Genomic DNA, 17,672 nt, shown 5'->3' on the forward strand with positions numbered 1-17,672 from the left:
GGTGGGACTGGTGGGGGGGTGTGGTGCGGTGCATCGCAAGGCGCCGGAGCGTCCTGATAGCGGAGCTATCCGGGCGTTTCGGCAACGCCGCGAGGTGCCGTGCCGGACGCCGCGACCCCGGCCATGATCCGCCGGACACCCCCGAGTGAGGCCCTGGGTGCAGACCACAGACGGAGCGCCGGCCGGTCACGTCACCAGCTTCCGCGCCAGCTCCTCCGTGTCCGTGGTCGGCGCGTCGCACACAAAGTGCCGGCAGACGTACGCCGTCGGCGCCCCGCCGACCATCGGCCGGTCGACCAGCAGCGGAAACTCCGCACCACCGGTCTCGCCCGCCGCGACCACCGCGCCCGGTGCCCGTCCCAGCAGTGCCGTACGGTGCAGTGCGCCGCCGACCGGGCCGTTGACCGCCACCTCGCGTGGACCGTCGAGCAGCGCCTCGGCAACCGCGAGACCCCACCCGATGAACCGCGGAACCCGTGGCCCGAGCGCCTTCACCACCCCCAGCGCGCCTTCCGCGGCAGCCCGATGGGCCTCGGATCCGGTGTGCGCGGCGTACGAGAGCAGCGCTCCGGCAGCCGCCGTCCAGCCCGCCGGAGTCGCGCTGTCGGTGGGGTCCTGCGGGCGGCGGATCAGCTGTTCGGCGTCGTCCGCCGTGTCGTACAGCTGCCCGCCCTCGCCGGTGAAGTGCTGCAGCACGATGTCGAGCAGGAAGCCGGCGAATTCCAGCCAGACACCCTCGCCGGTGACGGCGGCCAGCGCGAGGAAGCCCTCCGCGACATCGCCGTAGTCCTCCAGGACCCCGGCGTTGTCACCCGCCCGGCCGTCCCTGGACGTCCGGGACAGCCGGGCGTTGTCGCCCATGTGGACCCGGACCAGCAGGTCCGCCGCCTCGGTGGCGCGTTCGATCAGGTCGGGCCGGTCGAAATACGCCCCGGTCTCGGCGAGCGCGGCGATCGCCAGGCCGTTCCAGGCCGCCACCACCTTGTCGTCCCGTCCGGGACGCGCCCGCTTCTCGCGCGCCGCGAGCAGCCGGGCCCGCACATCGGCGGCCCGGCCCGGGTCCACCGCGTCGTCCGTGCGCGGCAGTTGGAGCACGGAGGCGCCCTCCTCGAAGGTGCCCGCCTCGGTCACCCCGAAGTACTCCGCGGCGAACGTTGCGTCCTGCTCTCCCAGTGCCTCGCGCAGCTGCGCGGGCGTCCACACGTAGAACGCGCCTTCGACGTGACGGCCGCCGCCGACCTCACTGTCGGCGTCGAGCGCCGAGGCGAATCCGCCCTCCGCCGTCCGCAGTTCGCGCACGATGAAGTCGGCGGTCTCCAGCGCGACCCGTCGCGCCAGGCCGGAACCTGTCGCCCGCCACAGATGGGCGTACACCCGGCAGAGCAGCGCATTGTCGTAGAGCATCTTCTCGAAGTGCGGTACCACCCATGTCCGGTCCACCGAGTAGCGGGCGAAGCCGCCGGCGAGCTGGTCGTACATCCCGCCCCTGGCCATCGCCTCACAGGTGTCGGCCGCCATCTGGAGGGCACCCTCGGCGCCGGTGCGGGCATGGTGGCGCAGCAGGAACTCGATCGTCATGGACGGCGGGAACTTCGGGGCGCCGCCGAAGCCTGCGTACTTCTCGTCGTAATCCCTGGTCAGCCCGAGCAGCGCCTGCGAGAGCTCCTGCTCACCGGGCAGCCCCTCCCCGCCGTGCGCCAGCGAGCGGCCTGCCAGGTCGTGCACGATGCGCCCGGCGACCTCGGCGACCTCGTCGGGGCGTTCGGTCCAGGCGGCCACGACGCCTTCGAGGATCTGCCGGAAGGAGGGCATGCCGTGACGGGGCGCGGGCGGGAAGTACGTACCGAAGTAGAAGGGCTCGGCGTCGGCGGTCAGGAAGACGGTCATCGGCCAGCCGCCCTGACCGGTCGCCGCCTGCACCGCCTCCATGTACACGGCGTCGACGTCCGGCCGCTCCTCCCGGTCGACCTTCACCGGGACGAAGTGCGCGTTCATGTATGCCGCGGTTGCTTCGTCCTCGAAGCTCTCGACCGCGAAAACATGGCACCAGTGGCAACTCGAGTAACCGACGCTCAACACCACCGGAACGCCCCGCTTCCGGGCCTCCTCAAAGGCCTCGGGCGACCAGGGCCACCAGTCGACCGGATTGTCGGCGTGCTGAAGGAGGTACGGAGACGTCTCATGGGCCAGGCGGTTCGGCATACCTCCATCCTGCCTGAGTGGACCCGCTCCATCCCATGACCCGGCCCTCGAACCACAGGATCGGATGCCGCCACCCGGTCCGCCCACTTCCGGACCGGCGTCACACGTGAGTGGTCCCAGGCCCGGTTTCCCTTCACCCCCGGCCGGATCACGAAGGACTCGAAGACCGAGGCAATCACCTTGCGCCGCTCGCCGAGGTCCATGGCACCCGACATCCAGCGCCTGCTCTCTCGCGCTCAGCCGCCCCACGCAGGACACTTGTCCCGACCAGGGCTCTCGGAGGGGGACGGACATGCGGGACAGCCACCGGGCTGAAGCCGAACAGCTGTTGGTACGCGCCGTGGAGGAGGAAGTACGCCGTTCGGGGGGCAGGGCCGACGCCGGTGCGCTGACGACGCGCGGGCGGGCGGCGCTCGACTCGCTGGCCGCAGGCGCGGCCGAGGAGTACGCCGCGTACACGCAGGCGCTCGACGCGATGGAGGCCGGGCAGAAACCTCTGTCGCAGCACTTCAGCAAGGCGGCGATGGGAACTCCGCTGCTCGTCACGGGGGTTGCCGCGGCCGCGGCGTTCGGCGCCGATCTCGCGTTCGGTACGGCGGCGGGGCCGGCGCTCGGCGCGGGTGCCGTCGTCGCCGTCGCGGGTGCCGCAGCCACCGTCGTCAAGGTGACAGCCTCGCACTGGCCCGCCGCGCACCGGCACGCGGGTGCGGCGAGCCAGCCCGGCGGGCCCGAACAGCTGCGGCTGCAGTGGCTCGCGGCGCTGGAGGTACGGGGCATCCGCCCGTTCCTGGACCAGCAGCGGATGCTGAGCGCGTCGTCCCGTACGCCGAAGAAGAAGGCCGCCGTCGTGCCTCAGCTGCGCGGAAGCAACCGCAGTGCGGAGGCGCGCAGGAGGTCGCTGCTCGCTCAGTCCTTCGGGCATCTGCCCGCCCCCGACGCCCCGTTCGCCGGCCGCCGGGCCGAGCTGGCGCAGATCGCCCAGTGGGTGCACGCGGCCCGCGCGTCGACGGAGACCAAGCCGACCGTCGTCGTCCTGCACGGCACGCCCGGGTCCGGGCGCACGACACTCGCGGTGCGGGCGGCGCACGAGCTCAAGGACCAGTTCCGGGGCGCGTGCGTGGTGGATCTGCGTTCCGATGTCACCGGCGAGAACCCGCTGCCGACCCGCGACGCACTGCTGCACCTGCTGAACCGGCTCGGCGCGCCGCGCGAACAGCTGCTGTTCCGCGACGGGGCCTCCGCTGACCGAGCAGGGTCGGGATCTCGGGGGAGGTCCTCGGCCGAGCAGCAGGTGCGACGGCTCAGCGAGCTCTATCACCAGCATCTGACCGGTACGCCCGTGACGATCGTCCTCGACGACGCCGCCGATCCGGAGCAGGTCCGCACGCTCGTACCGGAGCGCTCCGACAGCCTGGTTCTCGTCACCGCCCGCGCCCCTCTCGACCTGCCCGCCGACATTCCGGCGTGGGTGCACCAGCTGCCCGTCGGCCCGCTGGATGCGGCGGGTGCGGAGGAACTGCTGCGTGTGTCGGCGCAGGAGGAGCAGGGGCCGTACGACTCCCAGTCGACGGACGCGATCACCGAGCTGTGCGGTGGGCTGCCCCTGGCGCTGCGGATCGCGGGTTCCTCGCTCGGGCCGCGTACCCGCACGGCGCTGGCCACCGAACTCGCCGCGTACGGGCCCGTCGCCCCCGTCGAACGGGCTCTGTGGCTGCGCTACACCGACCAGTCCGAGCAGGCGCGGAGGCTGCTGCGCCGGCTCGCGCTGGCCGGGCGCGCCAGCCTGGGCGCGGCGGCGGCCGCGGCGCTGCTGTCCGCCGAGGAACAGGAGGCGCAGTCACTGCTGACGGAGCTGTCCCGGGCCGGGCTGCTCGACCATGTGCGGGGTACGCGCTACCGGCTGCACGATCTCGTACGCGGTTTCGCCCTGGCCCGGCTGCGCGACGAGGAGGAGGCGGCGGACCGTAGCGCCGCTCAGGAGCGGCTGATCCACAACTATGCGGAGCTCGCCGGTGCGGTGATCCGGATGGTGGACGGGAAGATGTCCACCCGGGCGGGACAGTTCGGTTCGCACGGGTTCGGTTCGCTCGACGCGGCGCTGCACTGGCTGGACGAAGAGTCGAGCTTCATCACCTCCGCGCTGCGGCATGCGGAGGGCGTCGACCAGGGGGCCCTGCTGGACCTGCTGGGCGCACTGTGCGACTACTGCCTGCTGCGCGGCGACCTCTACCGCCTGGGTGAGATCAGCGAGCTGACACAGGCCGTCGACAAGGGGCTGCTGGACCGGTCGGTCCAGTGGCGTACGGGCATCGCGGCCCGGCAGCTCGGCGAGCTGGACAAGGCCCGCACCACACTGTCCTCGGTCGTCGGTCTCTACCGCGAGGCGCAGAACGACGCGGGCACCGCGCTGGCACTCTGCTCGCTCGGCATCACCCTGCACCACCAGGGGAACCTCACCGACGCGTCGGCGCGGCTGCGCGAGGCGATCGCGCTGCAGTCCTCCGACGGACAGGCCGAGGACCGGGCGTGGTCGCTGCACGCCCTGGCCGCCGTCGAGCGCGACCGGGCGAACCTGGCGGAGGCCCTGACCCTCCTCGACACGGCGCTGACCCTGCACCGGGAGGGCGAGTCGCTGCACGGCGAGGCATGGACGCAGTTCCAGCTGGGCCAGGTGCGGCTGCGGATGGGCGATGTGCCCGGAGCCGAGGAGACGCTGCGTACGGCCCTGGACCTGTACGGCCGCACCCGTGACGAGCGCGGCGAGGCCTGGGCGCTGACCCAGCTGGCCCGCGCCCGGCTGCTCGACGGCGCCCCGGACCTGGCGGTCGACGAGTTGCGCCGGGCGCTCTCCCGCCACCGTGACAACGAGGACGCGCGCGGTGAGGCCTGGACGCTGTACTACCTGGGCCAGGCGCTGGAGGAGGCGGGCGACACCGATCAGGCGGTGCGGGAGCTGGAGCGGTCGCGCACGTTGTTCTCGCGGATGCGGGACGTCTACGGGCTGGCATGTGCCCGGCACCACTCGGGCCGGGTCACCCGCGACCAGCGGGCCGCCCAGACCGGCAATCTGCGCAACTCCGGTTTCGCCCGTCAGCTCCTGGCCGACGCCCGGGCCGACTTCCGGCGCATCGGCCTCGCCCACGGCGAGGCGTGGACATGTCTGGAACTGGCCCTGGTCGACGCGGGGAACAACCGGGCGGCCCAGGCGCTCGCGCTGTGCGACGAGGCGGTGGAGCTGTTCGGCTCGTACGGCGACATGCGAGGTGCCGACTGGGCCCGCTTCCTGCGCTGCACTCTGCTGCCGTACGCGTCTGCGGGCGGCACGGAGGTGGGCACCGTGGTGGCCCAGCAGGAACTCGCCGACCTGCTCCGGGCCGGGCACCCGACCCGCGACAGCAGGCTGGAGGACTGCGCGGAGGCGTTCACCGTGGTCCTGAACCGCGGGATCGATCTGGAGGACGGCTGGCAGGCCTGGCGCCTGGGCATGACCCCGACCCGCCACGCCCGGGAAATCATGGGCGTGGCGGTGGAAGCACGGTCGTAGCCGCCGTCCCTGCACCCTCGCCGGACGGTCTTGGACCGTCCGGCGATTGAGGACAAGGCGCCGACGGGTTGCGCCGGAACCCGCTACTTCGCGGACCCGGCCCCCGTCCCGGACACGTCGGCCCCGGCCGGCGCCGCGTCCGGATCCGGCGCCTCCTCGAAGTTCACCCTGCCCATGTGCCGGTTCATGGACTTCATCAGCAGCCACACGCCCACCGCGAGCGCCGCGAAGACGAGGAAGCCGAGGACGCCGGGTGTCACCTTGTTCTTGTCGAATTCCTCGGCGAGAGGAACGACGTGGGTCAGTGCCTGGGTCACGTACATATCAGGCATTGTCGCGGATGCCCGCGAAGAGGTCGCTCTCGGGGAGGGAGGTGTCGACGAGAGACTTCGCCAGCTCGTACTCCTCGGTCGGCCAGACCTCCCGCTGGATGTCCATCGGCACCCGGAACCAGCCGCCGTCCGGATCGATCTGCGTGGCGTGCGCGATCAGCGCCTTGTCCCGGGTCTCGAAGAACTCCGCGCACGGAACGTGCGTGGTCAGCGTCCGCTCGACGCGCTCGAACTCCTTCCAGCGCTCCAGCCACTCGCCGTACGGCGACTCCAGGCCGCGGGCGAGCAGCGCCTCGTGCAGCGCCACCGTGCGCGGACGGTTGAAGCCCTGGTTGTAGTAGAGCTTCTGCGGCTGCCAGGCGGGGCCGAACTCGGCCTCGGGGAACGTCTCGGTGTCCGCGGCGCCCTCGAACGCGATCATCGTGATCGTGTGGGTCATGATGTGGTCGGGGTGCGGGTAGCCGCCGTTCTCGTCGTACGTGGTGATGACCTGCGGCCGGAACGCGCGGATGGAGCGGACCAGGCGCCCTGCCGCCTTCTCCTCGTCCTCCAGCGCGAAGCAGCCCTCGGGCAGCGGGGGCAGCGGGTCGCCCTCGGGGAGCCCCGAGTCGACGAAGCCGAGCCACTCCTGCTTGACGCCCAGGATCTCCCGGGCCTCGTCCATCTCCTTCTTCCGTACCTCGTGGATGTGCTCCTCGATGTACGGGTCGCCCTGGAGTTTCGGGTTGAGGATGGAGCCGCGTTCGCCTCCTGTGCAGGTCACCACCAGCACGTCCACCCCCTCGGACACGTACTTGGCCATGGTGGCCGCCCCTTTGCTCGACTCGTCGTCGGGGTGGGCGTGGACGGCCATCAGTCGAAGCTGCTCAGTCAAGACTCGATCCTCAGTGATTCGGCCGCCATCGGGCACCGTCCCGGAGGGACGTCGGTGTGGGGCGGCGGTCGGGTGGCGGGTGGGAGGCTTCTATAGTGACCGAACCGGGGGGCGGAAAATTCCTCGATGCCCGGCACGGGAGGAACGATCATGACTGCGGTGCGTGAAGCACTTCCGGAGGGCCGCTACGGGCGCTCCGCGGACGAGCGCGCGGACCGCAAGCTCAAGATCATCGGCTCGGTGCTGGGCGTGGCCCTGCTCGGCGTGGTCGGCTGGATCGGTTACGACTACGTGACCGGCCAGGGCATCAGCGCCGAGGTGATCAAGTTCAGGATCGCTTCGGACGACCGGGTCGACGTCCACCTAGAGGTGCGCAAGGACCGGGACGCGAAGGGGTACTGCACCCTCCGCTCCCAGCAGGTGGACGGCAGCGACGTGGCCCGGAAGGACGTCCGTTTCGACGACCGCTCCGACCGGATCGACCGGATCGTCTCGCTGCGTACGACCTCGCGGGCCACCAGCGTCGAGCTGCTGGGCTGCACGGTTGACGGCGGGTCGTCGCACTGACCGGCACGGACCGGCCCTGACCTGCGACGATCGCGGCTGACCTGCGTCGACGCGGTCATAGCGGTTTACCTTCTCCCCCTTTTCCTGGGGAATTGTTAGGCTCGTGGTTTCGCCCACCCTTGGAGGCACATGCTTCTGGGTAGGGCGATGCTTTGTATTCCCAGTACCGACGATTGAATATCCAGTACCGACTAGGAGCACCTGTGACCCAGACCAGCGAAAACGTCACCTGGCTCACGCAGGAGGCGTACAACCAGCTCAAGGCCGAGCTGGAGTACCTGTCTGGTCCCGCGCGCACGGAGATCGCCGTCAAGATCGCGGCGGCCCGTGAGGAGGGTGACCTCCGAGAGAACGGCGGGTACCACGCGGCCAAGGAGGAGCAGGGCAAGATGGAGTTGCGGGTGCGCCAGCTCACCCAGCTCCTGGAGCATGCGAAGGTCGGCGAGGCCCCCGCCGACGACGGCGTGGTCGAGCCCGGCATGGTCGTCACCATCGCGTTCGACGGTGACCCCGACGACACCATGACGTTCCTGCTCGCCTCGCGCGAGTACGCGAGCGCGGACATCGAGACGTACTCTCCGCAGTCTCCGCTCGGTACCGGCGTGAACGGCAAGAAGATGGGCGAGGACGCCGAGTACGAGCTGCCGAACGGCAAGTGGGCCTCGGTGAAGATCCTCGCGGCGAAGCCCTACACGGGCTGAGCCGACCACCGGACCCCGCAGAACCAGGAAGCCCCGGCCGCCGACGGCCGGGGCTTCCTGGCGTCCCTCAGAGCCTGTCGGGTGACCTCCGACAGGCTCTCAGGCGGTCGCCGAACGGTACTTGCGGACCGCAAGGGTCCGGAAGACCACGATGATCAGCACGGACCAGATCAGCGAGGCCCAGACGGGATGCTGCATCGGCCAGGCATCGGACGGGGAGACGCCCGGGTTCCCGAAGAGTTCGCGGCAGGCCTGGACGGTCGCGCTGAACGGGTTCCATTCGGCGACCGGCTGGAGCCAGCTCGCCATGTTCTCGGTGGGCACGAAGGCGTTCGAGATGAACGTGACCGGGAACAGCCAGATGAGGCCGCCCGACGTGGCTGCCTCGGGCGTGCGGACCGACAGGCCGATCAGCGCCCCGATCCAGGAGAAGGCGTACCCCAGCAGGAGCAGCAGCACGAAGCCGCCGAGCACCTTGCCGACGTTCTCGTCGGTGCGCCAGCCGACCAGCAGGGCGACGGCCGCGAGGACGACCAGGGTGAGCGTCGTCTGGACGAGGTCGGCGAGCGTACGGCCGGTGAGGACCGCGCCGCGCGCCATCGGCAGCGAGCGGAACCGGTCGATGAGGCCCTTGTGCATGTCGTCCGCGATGCCCGCACCGGCGCCCGCGGTGGCGAAGGTCACGGTCTGCGCGAAGATGCCCGCCATCAGGAAGTTGCGGTAGTCACTGGCGCTGGTGGAACCGCCGATCATCATGGAGCCGCCGAAGACGTAGCTGAACAGCACCACGAACATGATCGGCTGGATCAGCCCGAAGATCACCATCTCCGGGATCCGGGTCATCCGGATCAGATTCCGCTTGGCGACGACGAGGGAGTCGCGGACCGACCCGCTGATGCCGCCGCCCGCCCTGGGGGCCGCCGCAACGTGCGGCGTGTCCGTCGTGGCAGTCACTTCCTGACCTCCTGTCCGGCCTTCCTGCCGGTCGGCGCGGCGGGACCCGGGACCGTCCCGTTCTCGTCGGTCTCCGGCGCCTCGGCGACATGGCCGGTGAGCGAGAGGAACACGTCGTCCAGGGTCGGGCGGCGCAGTCCGATGTCGTCGATCTCGACCCCGCGGGAGTCGAGATCGCGGATGATCTCGGCGAGCAGCTTGGCGCCGCCGAAGACCGGGACCGTCAGTTTGCGGGTGTGCTGGGCGACGGTGACCTCGCCCTTGCCGAGGTGGGCGAGGACGGCGCGGGCCGGATCGATCTGGTCGGGGTGGTGGACGACGACCTCGACGCGCTCGCCGCCGGTCCTGGCCTTCAGTTCGTCGGAGGTGCCGCGGGCGATGACGAGCCCGTGATCGATGACGCAGATGTCGTGCGCCAGGCGGTCGGCCTCCTCCAGATACTGCGTGGTCAGCAGCAGCGTCGTGCCACCCGCGATGAGCTCCTCGATGACCTCCCACAGCTGCTGCCGGTTGCGCGGGTCGAGTCCGGTCGTCGGCTCGTCCATGAACATCACCGGCGGGGAGACGACGAGCGCCGCCGCCAGGTCGAGGCGGCGGCGCATGCCGCCGGAGTACGTCTTCGCGGGGCGGTCGGCCGCATCGGCGAGGTTGAACCGCTCCAGCAGCTGCACCGCGCGGGCCTTCGCGTCTCGCCCGCTCATCTGGTAGAGCTGACCGACCATCTGCAGGTTCTCGCGGCCCGTCAGATACTCGTCGACCGCGGCGAACTGGCCGGAGAGGCCGATCGAGCGGCGTACCTCGTTGGGTTTCTTCAGCACGTCGATGCCTGCCACGACGGCCCGGCCGCTGTCGGGTCTGAGCAGCGTCGTGAGGACACGCACGGCAGTCGTCTTGCCTGCGCCGTTGGGACCGAGGAGGCCCAGGACCGTACCCTCCGGCACGTCGAGATCAACACCGCCGAGTGCTCGTACATCACCGAAGGTCTTGACCAGACCCTCGGCGTAGATGGCGCCTGGCATACGGGATTCCCCCAGAGCGATTGTCGGCTTCCTCGACAGATCCTAGGTTTGCGCGCCTTTCCCCGCCCGGTGAACGCCAAACCTCACGGAGTGTCAGTCCGTGACCACCAGGTAGCCCGCACCGCGCAGTTCCGCGGTGACCTCCTCGCAGTGCTCGGGACCCTTGGTCTCCAGGTGCAGGTCGACCTCCGCCTCGGTGAGTCCGAGCCGCGGATCGGTCCGCACATGGCCGATGTCGAGGATGTTCGCGTCGGCGACGGTCAGCACGGAGAGCAGCGTGGCCAGTGCCCCCGGACGGTCGGTGAGCCGGACCCGCAGGCTGAGATAGCGGCCCGCGGTCGCCATGCCGTGGGTGAGGATGCGCTGCATCAGCAGCGGGTCGACATTGCCGCCCGACAACAGGGCGACGACCGGTCCGCGGAACGACTCCGGGTTGCTCAGCAGCGCCGCCACCGGGCTCGCCCCCGCCGGTTCGACGACCAGCTTCGCCCGCTCCAGGCAGAGCAGCAGCGCACTGGAGAGTTCGGCCTCGGAGACCGTACGGACCTCGTCGACCAGTTCCTGGACGAGCCCGAACGGTACGTCGCCGGGGCGCCCCACCTTGATGCCGTCCGCCATCGTCTGGAGCGAGCCGATCGCCACCGGGTAGCCGGCGGCGAGCGACGGCGGGTAGCAGGCGGCGCCCGCCGCCTGGACTCCGACGATCCGCACGTCGGGCCGGATCGCCTTCACGGCCACGGCGATGCCCGCGGCGAGTCCCCCGCCGCCGATCCCGACGACGATGGTGCGGACCTCCGGGCACTGTTCGAGGATCTCCAGGCCCACGGTGCCCTGTCCGGCGATGATGTCCGGGTGGTCGAAGGGGTGGATGAAGACCGCGCCGGTCTCCTGGGCGTACTCCTCGGCGGCGGCGAGGGTCTCGTCGACGACGTGGCCGTGCAGCCGGACCTCGGCGCCGTACTCGCGGGTCGCGGCGACCTTCGGCAGCGGCGCCCCGACCGGCATGAAGACCGTTGAGCGTACGCCGAGCAGTGCAGACGCGAGTGCGACACCCTGCGCATGGTTTCCGGCGCTTGCGGCGACGACTCCGGCCGCGCGCTCGACCGGGGAGAGGCCGGCGATCCGCACGTACGCGCCGCGCAGCTTGAACGAGCCGGTCCGCTGGAGGTTCTCGCATTTGAAGTGGACCGGCGCCCCGACCAGCGCGGACAGGTGACGACTGCCCTCCATCGGGGTCATCCGGGCCACGCCGGAGAGCATCTTCCGTGCGCCGCGGACGTCGTCGAGAATCACTGGGGGAAACGGGTGTGGCGTACGGAAGTTCATAACCGCAAGTCTGGCAGCTGGACACGGAGCCGGACGCCGCGCTGGTGCCGTCCTGCGTCGTTGTTCGCAGGTTTGTGCAGTGCTGGTACATGTTGCCCCGTGGCCGCGTACTCTGTCCCCCACCCATCCGAACACCGCACGAAGAGAGCCCCCGGCCATGCCCCCTCAGGACATGACGACTGCTGCGTCTCCTTCCGGGGGCGCCACCCCCGATTCCCCGGGTACCGACCACCTCCTCGATGTTCTGCAGCACCAGGTGGCCGTCTTCGCCCGCCGTGCCGAGCAGACCCGCCTCGGCGGCGTCGGCCAGGTCCGCAACTCCATGGACCGGGCGGCGTATCTGCTGCTGAACCGACTGGACCGGGAAGGCCCGATGGGCGTCAAGGCGCTGGCCGCGGGCATGGGGATCGACTCCTCGACCGTGACCCGTCAGGTCGCACCGCTCGTCGACACCGGCCTGGTCAAGCGGACCTCGCATCCGGAGGACGGCCGCGCGGTCGTGCTTCAGCTGTCGCCGCGCGGACACGCGCGGCTGGACGAGGTGCGTGCGTCGCGGCGGGAGCTGATGTCGCAGGTGACGGGGGAATGGACGGCGGAGGAGCGCGAGACGTTCTGCACACTGCTGACCCGGTTCAACGTGGCGCTGGCTGCGCGGCAGCAGCAGCCCGCAGGGGGCTGATGGCTGGAATACGCCTGCACAACCTCTTGACCTGGAGACCTCCCCGGCGCTGCGATGTGGGTGTGCGAGAGCGGCAGACAGGACTTCAACGGCGGCGTGCCCGGGAGTTCGAGACCTTTGTAGCGGGCGCCGCGGGCCGGCTTCTGCATACCGCCACCCTGCTCACCGCCGAGCCCACGGAGCCGCCCGGCGCGAACGAACGGGCGCAGCGGCTGCTGACCGCCGCCCTGGCCCGCACGTACGCGGCCTGGGACGGGCTGCACGGGGAGGATCCGTACGACCGGACCCGGCAGGAGCTGGCCCGCCGGTTCGCCCATGAGGCGTGGCGGCACCATCGGCCGCGCGGCGGGCTGTTGGATCCGCTGACCCCGCGGGAGCGGCTGGTTCTCGTGCTGCGGCTGTACGAGGGGGTTGCCGAGGAGCAGACCGCCGCGTTGCTGGGGCTTCCGGTGGACCGGGTCCGGGCACTCTGCAACCGGTCGGTGGCCACGATGCGCGGCACCCGCAGGCCCACGGCGCGGCGGCTGTCCGTACGACTGCTGGGGGCGGGGTCATGAAACGTCAGGACCAGAAGGAGGACCAGGTCCGGCAGATGCTGGACATGCCGCATCCGCAGGTCCCCGCCGATCTGGCGGAGCGGGCGGCCGAGCAGGGCGGCCGGATGCTGCGGCGGCGCCGTGCGCTGCATGCACTGGGGCTGTTCGTGCTGTGCGCGGCCGTGGTCGCGTTCACGGTGTGGATGGTGATCGCCGAGCCCTGGCATGTGCCGCCCACGGAGACGACCCCACCCCTGGACTGACCGTAAAGCCTGAAACGCTCGATTCCTTCGGTTCTATCCTGAATGTGACGGCATGCCGCACGAGCCGAGGAGGCCGTCATGACCAGGAAGATCGCTGACTGCCGCAAGCACCCGAGCGTCACGAACTGCTCGCTCACCATCGCCGGTGAGGAGGAGGAAGTGGTGCGAGCCGCGACGGAACACGCGGTCTCCGTCCACGAACACGCCGACAGCCCGGAGCTGCGGGAGCAGATCCGGGCGTCGCTGGAGGACGAGAAGGTCGACGCCTGAACCCCAGGACGCCGGGCCGGTGGGACGAGTGCCCGCCGGCCCGGTTATGGACTGTCCTCCCGGCCTGAACCGCCCCAGGGCCTGCCTCAGGCCAACCCCGTACCCGAACGCCCAGACCGGCCGGCACCCCGTGGAAACCACCCACCGAGGAGCAACCCCCCACGGCCCCCGCCCCAGGCCAACCCCGTACCGGGACGCCCTAGCCGAGCGCCTGCGTCAGGTCGGCCAGCAGGTCGTCCGCGGACTCGATGCCGACGGAGAGGCGGACCAGGTCGGCCGGTACCTCCAGGGCCGAGCCGGCCACGGAGGCGTGCGTCATCCGGCCCGGGTGCTCCACCAGCGACTCGACGCCGCCGAGCGACTCGCCGAGCGTGAAGAGCCTGGCCCGGTTGCAGACCTCGACCGCCGCCTCCTCGCCGCCCTGGACCCGGAAGGAGACCATGCCGCCGAACGCCTTCATCTGCTTGGCGGCGATCTCGTGCCCCGGGTGCTCCGGCAGCCCCGGGTAGAGGACCTGGGTGACCTTGGGGTGCCGGGTCAGCATCTCGGCGACCTTGGCCGCGTTCTCGCTGTGCCGGTCCATCCGGACGGGCAGCGTCTTGATGCCACGCAGCACCAGCCAGGAGTCGAACGGTCCGGCGACCGCGCCCATCGCGTTCTGGTGGTACGCCAGTTCCTCGCCGAGCTCCGCGTCGGCGGCGATCAATGCACCGCCGACGACGTCGGAGTGGCCGCCCATGTACTTGGTCAGGGAGTGCACGACGACGTCCGCGCCGAGTGCGATCGGCTGCTGCAGATAAGGGCTGGCGAAGGTGTTGTCGACGACCAGCCGGGCACCCGCGGTGCGCGCCACCTCCGCGACCGCGGCGATGTCGGTGATGCCGAGCAGCGGGTTGGACGGCGTCTCGACCCAGATGACCTTCGTACGGTCGTTGACCGCGGCCCGGACCGCCGCCGGGTCCGAGGTGTCCGCGACGGAGTAGTCGACGCCCCACCGCGTGACGACCTTGGCGAAGAGCCGGAAGGTGCCGCCGTAGGCGTCGTTGGGGATGACGACATGGGCGCCGGGGTGGAGCAGCGTGCGCAGCAGGCAGTCCTCTGCTGCGAGCCCGGACGCGAAAGCGAGACCGCGGCGGCCGCCCTCGATGGCCGCGAGGTTCTCCTCCAGTGCTGTGCGCGTCGGGTTGGCGCTGCGGCTGTACTCGTAGCCGCCGCGGAGTCCGCCGACGCCGTCCTGCTTGTACGTGGACACCTGATAGATGGGCGGAACAACGGCGCCGGTGAGGGGATCGGCGGCGTTGCCCGCGTGGATCGCGAGGGTCTCGAAGCTCTGCTGGTCGCTCATGGGGCCCGAGCGTAGTTCGTCGCAGGGGGGATCCACGGCCACTGTGCCGTCCGGTGACAATGGGTGCATGGAGATTCTCTGGTTCCTGATCGCGCTGTGCATGCTCGCCGCGGTCCTCGGCCCCTTCGTGCTGCGTCGCCGCTCCGGTATCCGCCAGGTCGCGCCGGGCTCCCCCGACGCCGCCGACCCGGACACCTACGGCTTCGTGCGCCAGGAGCAGCTGGACATCCGGATGCCGGGCCCCGACCAGGACCTCCTCGATGTCCTCGACGTCGTGCAGCGCACCCAGGACTGGCGCGCGGCCTCTCAGTTGCTGGCGGGGACGCCGAAGGAGGGTGAGGTGCGGTGGCAGCGCGTGCAGGCGTTCGCCGGTGCCGCCTCGCTGGAGCTGATGCAGGCGCCCGGGGTCGGTGGTGCGTGGCTGCGGTCGTGGCGCGCCCAGTCGCCGAAGGACGCGGGCGGGGCGGCGGTGCACGCCGAGTTCCTGGTCCAGCAGGCCTGGCGGTCCTCCTCCGCGGGGACGGACGACTTCCGGATCATCCTGGAGGAGGCGCGTACGGTCTGCGGCGAGGCGGCCCTGCTGGCGCCCGGCGACCCGGTCCCGTACATCGTCGAACTGGCCGTCGCGCGTGGACTCGGCTACTCCCATGAGCAGTTCGACCAGCTCTGGGCGAAGATCATCGACCGCGCGCCGGCGCACATGGGCGCGCACATCGCCGCGCTGCACTTCTGGTGCGAGAAGTGGCACGGCTCCCGCGAGGAGGCCGAGCGGTTCGCGACGTCCGCCGCAGCCCGCGCCCCGCAGGGTTCGCTGCTGGCCGCGTTGCCGCTGTTCGCGGTGTACGAGCATCTGCCCGAGGTCAATCTGGTGCAGGGCTTCTACCGGGGCACCGTGGTGACGAAGGCCGTCGAGGGCGCCTTGTTTGCGGTGCACGCGGCACGCCCCGACGACCCGATGCTCGCCCATGTCCGTCATCTGCTGGTGCTGTTCCTGGTCCGGATGGAACGCTGGGCGGAGGCGATGCACCAGCTCGTCCACATCGACGGGCACGTGGGCGCGCTGCCGTGGACGCAGAACCCCGACCCGGCCGCCGAGTACACGGTCTACCGGGCGCTGGCGGTCGCCGGGTACGAGGCGAACGGCGGCAGCCCGGCGACACTGCCGCGGTGACGGAGGCCCGTTCCACCGCTGGTCTGCCCCCGTTCCACCGCCGGTCAGCGCTCGTTCCACCGTCGGCTGCGGCTGTCGCCGAACCACGTTGCCGCATCCGCCCGCGGTAGGACATACTCCGGTTCCCCCCACAACGCGCACCACCCCGGCTCTGCCGTTCGCCATACGTTTCTCATTCCCGTGGGGGGAACCGCCCGATGGGCCCATCTCTGCGTGCCGCGCGCGCTCTTGTCCTGCTCGCCGGCTTCTATCTGCTGAGCGTCGTCCTGCTCGCCGCCCTGGGCGCCCTCGACTGGGCGGCGTTCACATGGACGACGGGCGGCGTCGCCGCGAAGCTGTTCGTCCTCAGCGTCGTGCTGGCCGTACCGATCGTGCGGGGCGTGTTCATGCTGCGCACGCCGAAGGACGAGGGCCTGGCCGGACTGCCGGTCGACGACACCCACGAACCGCGGCTCTGGGCCACCGTTCGCGACATCGCGCAACAGGTCGGCACCCGCGCGCCGGACGAGATCGTGCTCACCGGCGATGTGAACGCCGCGGTCAGCGAGGACGCCAGGTTCCTCGGCCTGGTCGGCGGCAGGCGCCGGCTCTATCTCGGCCTGCCCCTGATGACCGGTCTGTCGCAGGCCCAGCTGCGTTCCGTACTCGCCCATGAGATGGGCCACTACGGCAACTCCGACACCCGCCTCACCGCGATCACCGCCCGCGGTCGCATCCAGGTGCTGCGCACCATCGCCCACTTCGAGGAGCGGGCGGGCAAGACGGTCGCCAAGGAGCAGGCGCGCCAGGAGAAGAAGGCGGCGAAGGCCCTCGCCAAGGGCAAGAAGGCCAAGGAGATCGACACCGGTGGCGCGGGTGTCACGTACCGCGCGATGGCGGCGATCTACACGGCGTACGCGAACTTCTACATGCGCGCCACGCTCTCCGGCGCCCGCCGCGAGGAGCTCGCGGCCGATGTCGCGGCGGCCCGGATCGCGGGCCGTGACGCGACCGCGTCCGCCCTGCGCGAACTCCCGGCCCTCGACGCCGCCCACGGCTTCTACATGAACGCGTACGCCACACTCGGCGTCGAGGCAGGAATGCTGCCGCTGCCCGGCCAGGTCCTCGGAGGTGTACGGCATCTGCTGGCCGCCCGCCAGGACGAGCTGGACGAGATGCGCGGCTCCCTGCCGACCGAGCCGTCCTCCCCGTACGACTCGCATCCGCCGATCGCGGAGCGTGTCGCCCGGATCGAGGCGCTGCCGGACGACGGGCGTGCGTCGGAGCCGGTGACACCGTCCCTGGCCCTGCTCGTCGATCCCGAGCGTGCGCTCGCCGCCGTCGAAGAGGCGGTCCTCACCCCCGAGGCGCTGGGGCTGCGCCGTGCCGACTGGCCGGAGCTGGTGCACGAGTCGATGGCGTCGTACACCGAACGGTCGGCGCGGGGGTTCGGCGCGGTGGTCGCCGAGGCGACCGGCAGCGACGGCTCGCTCTTCGCCACGCTCGACGCGATCGACGCGGGTGCGCTGTGGCAGATCGCCGACCGGCTGCCCAAGTCCGAGGAGGCCGCAGCGGCGACCGGCCCGGCGGCCCGCGAGTTCGCCAGGCCCCGGCTGCGGTCCGGCCTGTCGCAGCTGGTCAGCAACGAGTACGTACGGCAGGGACGGGCCCGCTGGCAGCTGTCCTGGTCCGACTCCGCCACGCTGGAGCTGCCGCACGGGTACGCGCAGGAGCTCCCTGCGGCGCTGGACGCCGCCGTGGCAGACATCCCGGACACCGAGCCGCTGCGCAAACTGCTCGCCCCGTGACCGGGGCGGATCGTCCGGGTCCGCCAGCTGCTCGCCCGGCGGCTGTACTGGCAGGACCGGTACGAGGAAGCGGCGCGCCGCACAACCTGGCGGCGGGAGGAA

At 71.1% G+C, this 17,672-nt stretch carries 16 protein-coding genes; 9 read left to right on the forward strand and 7 right to left on the reverse strand.

Features of this window, described 5'->3' with window-relative positions; all coding sequences use genetic code 11:
- Positions 1 to 186 precede the first annotated feature (186 nt).
- The gene (locus ACNPQM_RS15340) at positions 187 to 2,202 is read right to left on the reverse strand and encodes a thioredoxin domain-containing protein (RefSeq protein WP_418084426.1); all 2,016 of its coding nucleotides are present in this window, start codon (positions 2,200 to 2,202) and stop codon (positions 187 to 189) included.
- 292 nt (positions 2,203 to 2,494) lie between these two features.
- Between ACNPQM_RS15340 and ACNPQM_RS15345 the strand changes: the two genes are divergently transcribed.
- A complete protein-coding gene (locus tag ACNPQM_RS15345; RefSeq protein ID WP_418084427.1) occupies positions 2,495 to 5,746 on the forward strand; it encodes a tetratricopeptide repeat protein in 3,252 nt (1,083 codons plus the stop codon).
- 83 nt (positions 5,747 to 5,829) lie between these two features.
- Here ACNPQM_RS15345 and ACNPQM_RS15350 read toward each other — a convergent pair whose 3' ends face one another.
- Both ACNPQM_RS15350 and mca read right to left on the reverse strand, forming a co-directional pair.
- A complete protein-coding gene (locus tag ACNPQM_RS15350) occupies positions 5,830 to 6,069 on the reverse strand; it encodes a hypothetical protein (RefSeq protein WP_358857854.1) in 240 nt (79 codons plus the stop codon).
- Between the two features lies 1 nt (position 6,070).
- Entirely contained in the window at positions 6,071 to 6,952 is an 882-nt protein-coding gene (gene mca, locus ACNPQM_RS15355; protein ID WP_358857853.1) for a mycothiol conjugate amidase Mca, read from the reverse strand.
- A 150-nt stretch (positions 6,953 to 7,102) separates the two neighbouring features.
- On the opposite strand from mca, the gene ACNPQM_RS15360 reads away from it, so the two are divergent.
- Together ACNPQM_RS15360 and greA are read left to right on the forward strand one after the other, a co-directional pair.
- Positions 7,103 to 7,519, forward strand: a complete 417-nt coding sequence (locus ACNPQM_RS15360; protein ID WP_418084428.1) for a DUF4307 domain-containing protein — start codon at positions 7,103 to 7,105, stop codon at positions 7,517 to 7,519.
- 203 nt (positions 7,520 to 7,722) lie between these two features.
- A complete protein-coding gene (gene greA, locus ACNPQM_RS15365) occupies positions 7,723 to 8,220 on the forward strand; it encodes a transcription elongation factor GreA (protein WP_358857851.1) in 498 nt (165 codons plus the stop codon).
- Between the two features lie 99 nt (positions 8,221 to 8,319).
- Here the strand turns inward: greA and ACNPQM_RS15370 are convergent, their stop codons facing one another.
- The 3 genes from ACNPQM_RS15370 to ilvA form a co-directional block, all read right to left on the reverse strand.
- Positions 8,320 to 9,174, reverse strand: coding sequence for an ABC transporter permease (locus ACNPQM_RS15370; protein ID WP_358857850.1), 855 nt, complete (start codon positions 9,172 to 9,174; stop codon positions 8,320 to 8,322).
- Positions 9,171 to 10,193, reverse strand: a complete 1,023-nt coding sequence (locus tag ACNPQM_RS15375; protein ID WP_418084429.1) for an ATP-binding cassette domain-containing protein — start codon at positions 10,191 to 10,193, stop codon at positions 9,171 to 9,173. Before ACNPQM_RS15375 ends, ACNPQM_RS15370 begins: the two co-directional genes overlap by 4 nt.
- A gap of 93 nt (positions 10,194 to 10,286) precedes the next feature.
- The gene (gene ilvA, locus ACNPQM_RS15380; RefSeq protein WP_358857848.1) at positions 10,287 to 11,519 is read right to left on the reverse strand and encodes a threonine ammonia-lyase; all 1,233 of its coding nucleotides are present in this window, start codon (positions 11,517 to 11,519) and stop codon (positions 10,287 to 10,289) included.
- A 157-nt stretch (positions 11,520 to 11,676) separates the two neighbouring features.
- On the opposite strand from ilvA, the gene ACNPQM_RS15385 reads away from it, so the two are divergent.
- The 4 genes from ACNPQM_RS15385 (at position 11,677) to ACNPQM_RS15400 (ending at position 13,267) form a co-directional block, all read left to right on the forward strand.
- Complete coding sequence (locus tag ACNPQM_RS15385) at positions 11,677 to 12,198, forward strand: MarR family winged helix-turn-helix transcriptional regulator (protein WP_358857847.1); 522 nt, start codon at positions 11,677 to 11,679, stop codon at positions 12,196 to 12,198.
- Between the two features lie 62 nt (positions 12,199 to 12,260).
- Positions 12,261 to 12,755, forward strand: a complete 495-nt coding sequence (locus ACNPQM_RS15390; RefSeq protein WP_418084430.1) for a sigma factor-like helix-turn-helix DNA-binding protein — start codon at positions 12,261 to 12,263, stop codon at positions 12,753 to 12,755.
- Complete coding sequence (locus ACNPQM_RS15395; protein WP_418084431.1) at positions 12,752 to 12,997, forward strand: hypothetical protein; 246 nt, start codon at positions 12,752 to 12,754, stop codon at positions 12,995 to 12,997. Before ACNPQM_RS15390 ends, ACNPQM_RS15395 begins: the two co-directional genes overlap by 4 nt.
- A gap of 78 nt (positions 12,998 to 13,075) precedes the next feature.
- Positions 13,076 to 13,267, forward strand: coding sequence for a DUF1059 domain-containing protein (locus ACNPQM_RS15400; RefSeq protein ID WP_037688500.1), 192 nt, complete (start codon positions 13,076 to 13,078; stop codon positions 13,265 to 13,267).
- A 199-nt stretch (positions 13,268 to 13,466) separates the two neighbouring features.
- Here the strand turns inward: ACNPQM_RS15400 and ACNPQM_RS15405 are convergent, their stop codons facing one another.
- A complete protein-coding gene (locus tag ACNPQM_RS15405; RefSeq protein ID WP_358857843.1) occupies positions 13,467 to 14,612 on the reverse strand; it encodes a cystathionine gamma-synthase in 1,146 nt (381 codons plus the stop codon).
- A 67-nt stretch (positions 14,613 to 14,679) separates the two neighbouring features.
- Here ACNPQM_RS15405 and ACNPQM_RS15410 point away from each other — a divergent pair, with 67 nt between their 5' ends.
- Complete coding sequence (locus ACNPQM_RS15410) at positions 14,680 to 15,783, forward strand: hypothetical protein (protein WP_358857842.1); 1,104 nt, start codon at positions 14,680 to 14,682, stop codon at positions 15,781 to 15,783.
- Between the two features lie 197 nt (positions 15,784 to 15,980).
- Positions 15,981 to 17,570, forward strand: coding sequence for a M48 family metallopeptidase (locus ACNPQM_RS15415; RefSeq protein ID WP_358857841.1), 1,590 nt, complete (start codon positions 15,981 to 15,983; stop codon positions 17,568 to 17,570).
- The last annotated feature ends 102 nt before the right edge of the window (positions 17,571 to 17,672 follow it).

The sequence above is a fragment of the Streptomyces sp. NPDC056231 genome, from assembly GCF_048270745.1.
In the GTDB taxonomy this organism is placed as follows: domain Bacteria; phylum Actinomycetota; class Actinomycetes; order Streptomycetales; family Streptomycetaceae; genus Streptomyces.

What these genes read in the sequence shown, in the direction of transcription:
- ACNPQM_RS15340 (WP_418084426.1), bottom strand. Translation starts at nt 2,202, where the DNA reads ATGCCGAACCGCCTGGCCCATGAGACGTCTCCGTACCTCCTTCAGCAC.
- ACNPQM_RS15345 (WP_418084427.1), top strand. Translation starts at nt 2,495, where the DNA reads ATGCGGGACAGCCACCGGGCTGAAGCCGAACAGCTGTTGGTACGCGCC.
- ACNPQM_RS15350 (WP_358857854.1), bottom strand. Translation starts at nt 6,069, where the DNA reads ATGTACGTGACCCAGGCACTGACCCACGTCGTTCCTCTCGCCGAGGAA.
- ACNPQM_RS15360 (WP_418084428.1), top strand. Translation starts at nt 7,103, where the DNA reads ATGACTGCGGTGCGTGAAGCACTTCCGGAGGGCCGCTACGGGCGCTCC.
- ACNPQM_RS15375 (WP_418084429.1), bottom strand. Translation starts at nt 10,193, where the DNA reads ATGCCAGGCGCCATCTACGCCGAGGGTCTGGTCAAGACCTTCGGTGAT.
- ilvA (WP_358857848.1), bottom strand. Translation starts at nt 11,519, where the DNA reads ATGAACTTCCGTACGCCACACCCGTTTCCCCCAGTGATTCTCGACGAC.
- ACNPQM_RS15385 (WP_358857847.1), top strand. Translation starts at nt 11,677, where the DNA reads ATGCCCCCTCAGGACATGACGACTGCTGCGTCTCCTTCCGGGGGCGCC.
- ACNPQM_RS15395 (WP_418084431.1), top strand. Translation starts at nt 12,752, where the DNA reads ATGAAACGTCAGGACCAGAAGGAGGACCAGGTCCGGCAGATGCTGGAC.
- ACNPQM_RS15400 (WP_037688500.1), top strand. Translation starts at nt 13,076, where the DNA reads ATGACCAGGAAGATCGCTGACTGCCGCAAGCACCCGAGCGTCACGAAC.
- ACNPQM_RS15405 (WP_358857843.1), bottom strand. Translation starts at nt 14,612, where the DNA reads ATGAGCGACCAGCAGAGCTTCGAGACCCTCGCGATCCACGCGGGCAAC.
- ACNPQM_RS15410 (WP_358857842.1), top strand. Translation starts at nt 14,680, where the DNA reads ATGGAGATTCTCTGGTTCCTGATCGCGCTGTGCATGCTCGCCGCGGTC.
- ACNPQM_RS15415 (WP_358857841.1), top strand. Translation starts at nt 15,981, where the DNA reads ATGGGCCCATCTCTGCGTGCCGCGCGCGCTCTTGTCCTGCTCGCCGGC.